8 protein-coding genes are annotated in these 10,657 nt (G+C 72.4%); 1 reads left to right on the forward strand and 7 read right to left on the reverse strand.

The genetic code is table 11. The features are described 5' to 3' along the window. Window positions 1–10: 10 nt before the first annotated feature. From AC51EU_RS08260 to AC51EU_RS08290, 7 genes are all read right to left on the reverse strand, one after another. Window positions 11–2,446, reverse strand: coding sequence for an FtsX-like permease family protein (locus tag AC51EU_RS08260; RefSeq protein WP_496266027.1), 2,436 nt, complete (start codon window positions 2,444–2,446; stop codon window positions 11–13). Further along, window positions 2,443–3,132 carry an ABC transporter ATP-binding protein gene (locus tag AC51EU_RS08265; RefSeq protein ID WP_496266028.1) on the reverse strand — a complete coding sequence of 230 codons (690 nt, stop codon included), beginning with the start codon at window positions 3,130–3,132 and terminating at the stop codon, window positions 2,443–2,445. Before AC51EU_RS08265 ends, AC51EU_RS08260 begins: the two co-directional genes overlap by 4 nt. After that, window positions 3,129–3,653 (reverse strand): PadR family transcriptional regulator, encoded by a 525-nt coding sequence (locus tag AC51EU_RS08270; protein WP_496266029.1) that lies wholly within the window; start codon window positions 3,651–3,653, stop codon window positions 3,129–3,131. Before AC51EU_RS08270 ends, AC51EU_RS08265 begins: the two co-directional genes overlap by 4 nt. A 103-nt stretch (window positions 3,654–3,756) precedes the next feature. After that, window positions 3,757–6,156 (reverse strand): FtsX-like permease family protein, encoded by a 2,400-nt coding sequence (locus AC51EU_RS08275; RefSeq protein ID WP_496266030.1) that lies wholly within the window; start codon window positions 6,154–6,156, stop codon window positions 3,757–3,759. Next, window positions 6,153–6,839, reverse strand: a complete 687-nt coding sequence (locus AC51EU_RS08280) for an ABC transporter ATP-binding protein (protein ID WP_496266031.1) — start codon at window positions 6,837–6,839, stop codon at window positions 6,153–6,155. Before AC51EU_RS08280 ends, AC51EU_RS08275 begins: the two co-directional genes overlap by 4 nt. A gap of 133 nt (window positions 6,840–6,972) precedes the next feature. Continuing rightward, window positions 6,973–7,236, reverse strand: coding sequence for a type II toxin-antitoxin system antitoxin (locus AC51EU_RS08285; RefSeq protein WP_496266032.1), 264 nt, complete (start codon window positions 7,234–7,236; stop codon window positions 6,973–6,975). Continuing rightward, complete coding sequence (locus AC51EU_RS08290) at window positions 7,233–8,186, reverse strand: SPFH domain-containing protein (RefSeq protein ID WP_496266033.1); 954 nt, start codon at window positions 8,184–8,186, stop codon at window positions 7,233–7,235. Before AC51EU_RS08290 ends, AC51EU_RS08285 begins: the two co-directional genes overlap by 4 nt. Window positions 8,187–8,445: 259 nt before the next feature. On the opposite strand from AC51EU_RS08290, the gene AC51EU_RS08295 reads away from it, so the two are divergent. Continuing rightward, window positions 8,446–10,657: transglycosylase domain-containing protein (locus AC51EU_RS08295; RefSeq protein ID WP_496266034.1), on the forward strand; the 2,212-nt coding region annotated here is incomplete at its 3' end.

Genomic DNA, 10,657 nt, shown 5'->3' on the forward strand with positions numbered 1-10,657 from the left:
GGGCCGTGCGTCACTCCGTCCGCAGGCCGTCGGGGCGCATCATCCGCCACAGCGGCGGCAGGCTCAGCGCCGTGACGAAGAGGATCACCCCCGCGCCGCTGCCCGCCATCCCCGCCACCACCGGCCAGTCGACCGTCTTCGGGATGCCGGCCATCGACAGCAGCAGCCAGCCCAGCGCCAGCCCGCAGCCCACCGCCAGACCGACGCCGAGCACGACCGGGACGGCCGTCTGCCACAGGACCGACCAGCCCAGGGTGGATCTGCGGGTGCCGAAGGCGTCCAGCGCCGACAGCATCCGGCGGCGCTCGTGGAGCTGGTCCACCGTCGTGACGATCAGGCCCGTACCGATCAGCGTCAACGTCACCAGGGCGCCCGCGAACAGGCCGTCGCGGATGCTGGAGTACTGCTGGTCGTGCGGATTGTCGACGAAGGAGAACTCGCGGAGCGCGCCGTCGGCGTGGGCCGCGGTGTTGCGGACGCGCTCCACGGCCTCGGGGACGTCCCGGTCGTAGGCCACCGTCAACTCCGTGTAGGCGTCGTCGAGGAGGCGGGCGTCGATCGCGGACGGGGTGACCAGGATGTCGTACGTGGAACCCATCCTGCCGTCGCCCACGGGAAGGGCCCGGACCGTGCCGGCGTCGGCGGGGATCTTCCACAGCCGGGGGTCGGCCGGTTCGTCCTCGTCGAGCCGCGGATGGAGGTCGACGGTCGCGCCGGGCCGCAGGACGCGCTTGTCGCGGGTATGGGTGAGGAAGACCTGGCCGGGACGGCAGGACGGCAGCACCGCGACCTCGCGCAGCTCGGCGCAGTCGCCGACGGCGAGATTCTGCGGCCGGGCGTCGGCGGGGGCGGGCGGCGGTGGTGCGACGGAGGCGGTGACGGTGCCGTGCGCGGCACTCACCCCGGGGGTGGCGCGCAGCGCGGCGAGGGTCCGCTCGGCGCGGTCCCAGTCGCCCGCCTGCTGCCAGAAGCCCAGCCACGGCCGCTTGCCCGCCTCGGCGTACCCCAGGCTGAACCCCAGCTGCATGCCGGTGAAGAGCATGTGGATCGCGATGGCCCCGGCGAGGGCGACGGTGATCCCGGCGACCGTGCGGGTCACCGGACCGCTGGTCAGCTGGAGGCGGCGGACGGCGAGCTGCCAGGGCACCGGGCCGCCGCGCAGCCGGCCCACGACCGCGTCCACCAGCCACGGCAGCAGCGCCGTGACCCCGAGCAGCAGCAGCATCGAACCGGACGCCAGCCGCACGGTGCTCAGCGGGGTGCCGGCCCACTCCTGCCCCGCGGTCAGCGGGGCGAGCAGCAGCGCCCCGGTGGCCGGGAGCAGCAGCCGCCACCACAGCCTGCGGCGGACGCGCGGCCGCTCGCGGACCACGCCCAGCGGCTCCACCGTCACCCGCCGCTGCGCGAACAGCGTCACCAGTACCGAGGCGGCCGGGACGAGGACGGCGATCAGTACGGCGGCGAGCGGGCCGGGGGCCACGTCGGACGGGAAGACGTTGATCCGCCCGAAGGTGATCACCGCGGCGGCCTGCCGCAGGCCGAGGAAGAGCGCGCCGCCCGCGACCAGCCCCAGCAGCGAGGCGAACAGCACCTCGCCGGCCCCGATCCGCCGGGTGGTGGGTACGTCGCAGCCGACCAGGCGGAGCGCGGCGAGCCGGTGCTCACGCCGTTCGCTGCCGAAGCGCACGGAGGTGGTGAGGAAGACGACCACCGGCGTCAGCAGCACCACGCACGTCATGATCACCAGCAGGGCGGCCTGTGGTTCCAGCGGCCTCGGCTTCCAGTCCTTGCCGAAGTGGTCGATGCGGTACGCGTCGGATTCCCGCAGGTCGGCGCTGCCCGCGTAGTAGGTGAGTTCGGCCGGGCCGAGCAGTCCCCCGTCGCCGATGACCGCGTCGACGCGGTGGTCGAGGCGCTCGCGCAGCAGCGCGCCCTCGGGGGATTCCAGCAGTTCCTTGAGCGCGGGGGACACCGCCATCCGGCCGGGACCGGGCAGGCGGGTGAGTCCCGGGGGTACGGGGGGACGGCTGCCGTCCGGGCGGACCACCCGGCCGCGGATCTCCCGGCCGTGGAAGACCGTGTCGCGGGAGGCGTAGAGCACCGTGGTGTCGGAGCGGGCGGGTTCATGGAGCTGGCCGAGGTTCTCGCGCGCCTTCTCCCTGCCGTGCCAGGCGTCCATCAGACCGGGGACGGAAGCGCCGACCAGCAGGACGGCGACGCCGAGGGCGACCCCGACGGCGGTCAGCCCCGTACGGACCCAGCCGCGGCGGCCGCTGCCGGCCGCGAACCGCATGCCCAGGGCGAGGTCGCGCGCCCAGACGGCGAGACGCCCGGGAGTGGTGGGTGCCGGGGGGAGCGGGGCGGCACGGGGGCCGGACGGTGCCGTCGGCGGGCCGGGTTCCCGGGCCGCGTCGCGTATGCCGCCCGGGGAGCGGCCCGCACTCATGCCAGGCCCGCCAGCATGTCCTTCACCGTGCCGTCGCGGACGACGACCTCACGGTCGGAGTAGGCGGCCACCCGCGCCTCATGGGTGACCAGCACGACGGCGGCGTTGGTGTCCCGGGCCGCGTCGGTCAGCAGGGACATCACCCGTTCGCCGTTGAGGGAGTCCAGGGCGCCGGTGGGCTCGTCGGCGAAGATCACCCGCGGCCGGGTCGCCAGCGCGCGGGCCACCGCGACCCGCTGGCCCTGGCCGCCGGAGACCTCACCGGGCCGGTGGCCGCCGGCGCCGTCGACCTCCAGGCGCTCCAGCCACTCACGGGCCCGCTGCTCGGCGTCCTTGCGCCGGACCCCGTTGAGCCGCAGCGGCAGCGCGACGTTCTCCAGGCAGGTCAGCTCCGGGACGAGCTGACCGAACTGGAAGACGAACCCGAAGTCGGTGCGGCGCAGGGCGCTGCGCCGGGCGTCGGGCAGATCGGTGAGCACATGGGGGCCGTAGCGGACAGTGCCGCTGTCGGGCAGCACGATGCCGGCGAGGCAGTGCAGCAGCGTCGACTTGCCGGAGCCGGACGGGCCGAGCACCGCGACGACCTCGCCGGGGTGGACGGAGAAGTCCGCGCCGTCCAGCGCGGGGGTGCGGCCGTACGTCTTGCGCAGTCCCTCGGCGGCCAGCAGGGAACCTTCCGGTGTCATCCGCGCACCGCTCGTGCCAGCCGGTCCAGCCGGGCGGCGGTCAGCTCCAGCCAGCGCAGATCGGCCTCCAGATGGAACAGCGCGTGGTCGCAGATCAGCTGGTCGGCGAGGTCGCCGCCGCGCTTGCGCTCGGTCAGCCCGCGCATCAGCCGCAGATGCTCGGCCCGCTGACCGTCCAGCAGCTCGCCCGCGTCGCGGCCGGTCATCAGCGCCAGGACGACCTTGGTGTAGAGGGTCGACTGGAGGTACGGCTCGGGCTTCTCGGGCCGGGCGAGCCACTGGGCGACATCGGTGACACCCGCGTCCGTGATCGCGTAGCGCTTGCGCTCGGGCCCCGCGCCCGCCTCCACGGCGTCCACCTCGACCAGGCCGTTCTTCAGCAGCCGGGACATGGTGGAGTAAACCTGCCCGTAGTGCAGCGGGCGGTCCTGGCCGAAGTGCTCGTCGAAGGCCCGCTTGAGGTCGTAGCCGTGGCGGGGACCGGACTCCAGGAGGCCCAGCAGCGTATGACCGATTGACATGCCGTCCACCTTACGTCGTGGGTGTTCTCGGGGTGTATACGCCGGTGGTACAGCGGGTGGGGCGGTCCCGTGCCGTTGACGGGACCGCCCCACCCGCACCGTGTCACTCGGTGCGCAGGCCGTCGGGACGCATCATCCGCCACAGCGGTGGCAGGCTCATCAGCGTCACCATCAGGACCACGGCGGCGCCCGCGATCGGCAGTGGCCACACCGCCGACCAGTCGAGAGCGGACTTGCCCGCCATCCTCAGCAGCGCGAACCCGATGCCGAGGCCCGAGACGAAGGCGAGGGCCAGGCCCAGGGCGACCGGCAGCGCGGTCTGCCACAGCACCGACCAGGCGAGCGTGCCGCGCCGGGTGCCGAACGCGACCAGGACCGACAGCAGCCGGCGGCGCTCACGGAGCTGCTCCAGGGTGCCGACGAACATGCTCGCGCCGATCAGCACCATGATCGCGGTGGAGCCGATGAGCAGACCGGTGCGGATGGTGGCGAAATTCTTGTCGCGCTCCTGGTTCTGGAGGGTTTGTACGGCCGTCGCCGGGTTGATGCGGACCGCGGTGTTGCGGGCGTGCTCCAGGCTGTCCGGTACGGCGGGGTCCACCCGGATCATGATCGACGCCATGGCGTCGGCGACACGGGTGGTGTCCAGGGCGCCGGGAGTGGCGAAGATGCCGGAGGACCGCATGCCCAGGGGGTCGTCGCGGGAGCCGGCCTCGCGTGCCGAGGCGGGCACCGTCCACAGCGGGGGCCTGCCCCCCTTGGCCGGGCCGGCGACCGGGCCGTCGAGGCGGACCACGGCCCCGGGCCGGACGAAGTCCTCCGGGTCCGACGCGGTGCCGTCGCGGACGATGAAGACGTCACCGTCCTTGCAGGAACCGATCCTCGCCATCTCGCGCAGGCTGCCGCAGTCACCGACGGTCAGCTGGGCGCTGACGTCGGCTTCGCCGTCCTCGGGGGCCGGGCCGGGCCTGCCGACATTGCCGGAGAGGGTCGCGAGGACGTGCCGGGTGCCCGGGGCCCTGCGGAACTCCTCCGCCAGGGAGCGGACCGCGTCGTAGTCGCGCACCTGCGGCCTGAGCGCCAGCTGGGCGCGGGTGTCGTCCTGGCCGGTGTCCTTGGAGAAGTCGTTCTGGATGCCGGAGAAGAACAGCTGGAGGGCGATGGCTCCGGCGACCGCGACGGTGATGCCGCTGACCGCACGGGCCGCGGAGCCGCTGCCGAGCTGGAGGCGGCGGACGGCGAGCTGCCAGGGCACCGGGCCGCCGCGCAGCCGGCGCACCAGCGCCTCGATCGCCCAGGGCAGCAGCAGGGTGACGCCGAGCAGGACCAGCACCGCGCCGCCCGCGACCACGTACGGGGTGCGGGGGGAGAACCCGCTGTCCAGCCGGTCGGTGGTCAGCAGCAGGGCCAGGCCGGCGACGGGCAGCGGGAGCCGCCACCACAGCCGGCGGCGCCGGGTGGCCGCGTTGCGGGTGACGCCCAGCGGCTCGATGCTGACGCCGCGCAGCGCGAAGAGGGTGACGGCGACGGCGGAGAGCGGGACGGCGAGGACGACCACCGCGGCCAGCAGCGGGTCGGGTACCACGTCCGCCGGGAAGACACTGGTGCCCCAGACGACGATCGAGCCGCTGAACTGCCGGCCCACCAGGAAGAGGACGGCCCCGACCAGGAGTCCCAGCAGCGAGCCGAACAGGGCCTCGCCCGCCGCCATCCTGCGGGTGGTGCGGATGTCGGTGCCGACCAGCCGGAGCGCGGCCAGCCGCCGGTCGCGGCGTTCGCCGCCGAAGCGGACGGCGGTGGCGATGAAGATGGCCACCGGCATCAGCAGCACCACGCAGCCCACGATGATCAGTACGAGCAGCAGCGGGTCCAGCTTCCCCTGGGGCTCCGCGAACCCGAAGCTCGTGACCCGGTAGGCGAAGTCCTTGCCGGCCTCCAGGCGGTCACTGCCCGCGTAGTACACCAGCTCGGTCGGGCTCAGCAGACCGGCGTCCCCGATGGTGCCGGCGATCTTGTACGGCAGCCGCTCCCGCAGCAGCCGGCTGGAGTCGGCGGCCAGCAGGTCCTTCAGCGCGGGGGAGACGACCATCTCGCCGGGCCGGGGCAGCGCCGCCACCCCCGGCGGAACGGGGGCGCCGGGGCCCTCCGGCCGGACCAGCGAGCCCACGATGGGGTTGCCGCGGAACTCCGTCGGCGCGCCGGTGACGAGCAGCGTCCGCTGCGAGGGCGCGGCCTCCTGGGAGTACCGGGCCTCCCGGTCGAAGGAGCGCTGGCTGCGCCCGTCCATCAGATGCGGGGCCGAGGAGGCGGCGAGCAGCAGCAGGACGCCCAGGCCCACGCCCACGGCGGTCAGCGCCGTACGGACCCAGCCCTCGCGCCCGCCCCCGTACGCGAACCGCATCCCCATACCGAGATCGCGGGCCCAGGCGGCGAGGCCGGACGGAGGACGGGGGTCCTTCGTCGCGTCGTCGCGCCGTCCGGCGCGTTCACCGACAACGGTCATGCGCTGCTCACCTTCTCCCGTGCCACACCGTCCCGGACCACGATCTCCCGGTCGGAGTACGCGGCGACCCGTACCTCGTGGGTGACCAGGACCACCGCGGCACGGGTCTCCCGGGCCGCCTGCGTCAGCAGCGTCATGACCCGTTCGCCGTTGAGGGAGTCCAGGGCGCCGGTCGGCTCGTCGGCGAAGACCACCCGCGGCCGGGCGGCGAGCGCGCGGGCGACCGCGACGCGCTGGCCCTGGCCGCCGGAGACCTCGCCGGGCCGCTTGGCCGCGACGCCGTCGACCTCCAGCCGCGCCATCCACTCCCGTGAGCGCGCCTCCGCCTCCTTGCGCGCCGTGCCGTTCAGGCGCAGCGGCAGCGCGACGTTCTCCAGGCAGGTCAGTTCCGGTACGAGCTGGCCGAACTGGAAGACGAAGCCGAACTCCGTCCGGCGCAGCCTACTGCGCTCGGTGTCGCTCATGGCGGACAGCTCGCGCCCGTCGTAGCGGACGGTTCCGCTGTCGGGGGTGACGATGCCCGCGAGGCAGTGCAGCAGGGTCGACTTCCCGGACCCGGAGGGGCCCATGACGGCGACGACCTCGCCGGGGTGGACGGAGAAGTCCGCGCCGTCGAGCGCGGGGGTGGCCCCGTACGCCTTGCGCAGCTGGCGGGCCTCCAGCAGGGAACCGGACGGGATCATGCGGGGACCTCCGGGAACGCGGGCAGGCGGTATCCGATGTGCATGCCGCGCACTCTACACGAGGTGTATACATGCGATGTATACGCGGGGTGTGGAGCGGGAAGGGAGGATGTTTCCGCCGGCCGGCGGGGTGTCAGTCGCCCGGTTCCTTGGGCGGTCGGCCCCGCCGGGGGAGACCGCCCGCCCCCCGGGGCAGACGGCCCGCCTCGGCGAGGGCCTTGCGGAGCAGGAACTCGATCTGGGCGTTGGCGCTGCGCAGCTCGTCACCCGCCCAGCGCGTCAGCGCGTCATGAACCAGCGGGTCGAGCCGCAGCAGCATCTGTTTGCGCCGCTGCGGCCGCTTGGCCGGGGCCCGGTCGTCCCGCGTACCGGGCCCCTCGGGGGTGTCGGCGCTCACTGGTAGAGCGAGCCCGTGTTGAGGACCGGCTGCGCGGCGCGGTCACCGCACAGCACCACCATCAGATTGCTCACCATGGCCGCCTTGCGCTCCTCGTCCAGTTCCACGATGCCCTGCTGGCTGATCCGGTCCAGGGCCTGCTCGACCATGCCGACCGCGCCCTCGACGATGTGCTGCCGGGCCGCGACGACCGCGCCGGCCTGCTGCCGCTGGAGCATCGCCGAGGCGATCTCGGGGGCGTAGGCGAGGTGGCTGAAGCGGGACTCGACGATCCGCACACCGGCCGCCTGGACCCGGGCGGTCAGTTCGAGGGCGAGCTTCTCGGTGATCTCCTCGGCGTTGCCGCGCAGCGACAGGTCCGTCTCGTCGTGGGCGTCGTAGGGGTACTCGATGGCGATGTGCCGCACGGCCGCCTCGGTCTGCGTCGCGACGAACTCCAGGAAGTCGTCCACCTCGAACAGCGCCTGCGCGGTGTCCTCGACCTTCCACACCACGATCGCGGCCAGCTCGATCGGGTTGCCGTAGGCGTCGTTGACCTTCAGGACCGCGGTCTCGTGGTTGCGGACGCGGGTGGAGATCCTGCTGTCGGTGGCGAGCGGGTTGACCCAGCGCAGGCCGTCGGTGCGGATCGTGCCGACGTAGCGGCCGAACAGCTGGATCACCCGGGCCTCGCCGGGCGCGACCATCTTCACGCCCGCCATGAACAGGAGCGATCCGAGTGCCAGCAGGGCGGCGACGACCAGCAGGGTGACGCCGGTGCCCGTGTTCCCGTCGGAGGCGATCACTTTGCCCGCGAAGGCGAGGCCGCCGGCCACGCAGACCCCGGCGATGCCCAGCAGCAGGGCGAAGCCGCCCCGCATGCTGTGCGCCGCCTTCTCGCGGACCTGGGGTGCGGGCAGGGCGGGCCCGGTGGCGGGTTCGATGGCGGCCGCGGCCGTCCGGTCGGACATGAGGTTCCCCGTTTCGTGTCGGTGCGCGGGCGCCCCACCTGCGGTGTCCGCGCGATCTGATGTCGTCGGTCTAGCTAAGTGATATCACTTTACCGCGTCGCCATCGTAGATGCGCAACTCCTGCCCGATGGTTCCCTTTTGCCGGGTGCTCTTTGTCACGTCGCAAAAGCGCTTGATCGATGCGTATTTGATGACAGGTGCGGTGTTAGCTTCGACAGCTGAGTTAGCTGGGGGCGGAACGACTGGAGTTGCGGGAGCAATGGGCCGAGCGGACGCGGGACGGGCGCAGCAGGAAGACGCCCACCAGGCCGGAACGACCACGAAAAAACGCGGCATACGCCGCTTCTTCACCTGGAAGAAGATCCTGGGAACCTTCCTGGGGGTCTGCCTCCTCGGCATCCTCGGCTTCGTCGGGCTGTACCTGTCCGTGGACGTCCCGGCCGACGGCAACAAAGAGGCCCGGCTGCAGAGCAACGTCTACAAGTACGCCGACGGCACCGTCATGGCCCGCGTCGGCCAGCTCAACCGCGAGAGCGTCCCGCTGAGCCGGATACCCAAGGACGTGCAGCGCGCCTTCGTCGCCGCCGAGAACAAGACGTTCTACGAGGACTCCGGCATCGACCTCAAGGGCACCCTGCGCGGCATCAAGAACACGATCATGGGCCAGGGCAAGCAGGGCGGCTCGACGATCACCCAGCAGTACGTCAAGAACTACTACCTCTCCCAGGAGCAGACGGTCTCCCGCAAGCTCCAGGAGATCGTCATCTCGCTCAAGGTCGACAGCAAGTTCGACAAGTCGGACATCCTCGCCGGCTACCTCAACACCAGCTTCTACGGCCGCGGCGCCTACGGCATCCAGGCCGCGGCACAGGCGTACTACGGCGTCGACGTCGACAAGCTGACCGTCTCGCAGGGCGCCTACCTCGCCTCGCTGCTCCAGGCGCCGAACCAGTACGACTGGGCGCAGGCCACCGCGGCCGGCAAGAAGCGCGTCCAGGAACGCTGGGCCTACACCCTCGACAACATGGTCGAGATGAAGTGGCTCACCCCCGAGGAGCGCGCCGAGCAGCACTTCCAGAAGCCGCAGGCCCCCAAGCCCCAGCCCGGCATGACCGGCCGCACCGGCTATCTGATCGACGCCGCCAAGAAGGAACTCTTCGCCCACGGCGTGGACGAGAAGAAGTTCGAGATGGGCGGCTGGACCGTCACCCTGGGCATCGAGCGCGACAAGCAGAAGGCGCTGGAACAGGCCGTCAAGACCAAGCTCCAGGACGACCTCGACCCCAAGCGGCGACAGGTCGACGCGAACGCCCAGATCGGCGCCGCGTCCGTCGACCCGGAGAACGGCCACATCGTGGCGATGTACGGCGGCTTCGACTACATCAAGCACTACTACAACAACGCGCGGCGCTCCGACTACCAGCCCGCCTCCACCTTCAAGCCGATCATCCTGGCCTCGGCGCTGGAGAACGGCTCCCGGACCCAGGCCGGCGCCCCGATCACCGCGAACACGGTGTACGACGGGCGCAACCGCCGTCCCGTCGTCGGCGGCACCATCCCGTTCGCCCCGCCGAACGAGGACGAGCGCACCTACGGCAACATCACCGTCCAGCAGGCCACCAACAACTCCGTCAACGCGGTGTTCGCGCAGATGGGCGCCGACGTCGGCCTGGAGAAGGTCAAGCAGACCGCGGTCGCCCTGGGTATGAGCGACTCCATGGACGTCAAGCCCGCGATGACGCTGGGCACCATGGGTGCCAGCCCCGTCCAGATGGCCGGTGTCTACGCCACGTTCGACAACCACGGCAAGAAGGTCAACCCGACGCTGGTCGTCAAGGCCGAGCACGCCACCGACCCGGGCCCCGACCTGCCCAAGCCGATCGGCGACCAGGTCATCACCCGCAAGACCGCCGACACCCTCACCTCCGTCCTGCGCGGAGTGGTCGACGACGGTACGGCCACCGCGGTCCGCAACACCGACTACCAGGCGGCGGGCAAGACCGGCACCTCCGACGACAACAAGTCGGCGTGGTTCGTCGGCTACACGCCCAAGCTGGTCACCGCGGTCGGCATGTTCGGCGAGGCGCCGGGCAAGCAGGTCACCCTCAAGGGCGCCGGCGGTGGCGGACGCGTCAACGGCGGTGGCTACCCGGCCCAGGTGTGGGCCGCGTACACCGAGAACGCCCTCGGTGACGACAAGGGCGCCACCTTCGACCTCGAAGCCGACCTCGGCTCCGGCGTCGCTCCGTCCCACTCCGCCACCCCGGACCCGGGTGACGCGGCGGACCCGACCGACTCCGCGACCCCGGACGACTCCACCGACGAGAAGACGACGCCGCCCCCGTCCCACACCGGCGACGCGCCGGACCCGTCGCAGACCTCGGGCACGGGCCGTCCCACGACGCCCACGACCGGCGGCACCGGGTCGGCCACCGGCGGCAACGAGTCCCCGGGCCAGGGCGACGGCAACG

The sequence above is a fragment of the Candidatus Streptomyces philanthi genome, from assembly GCF_059553635.1.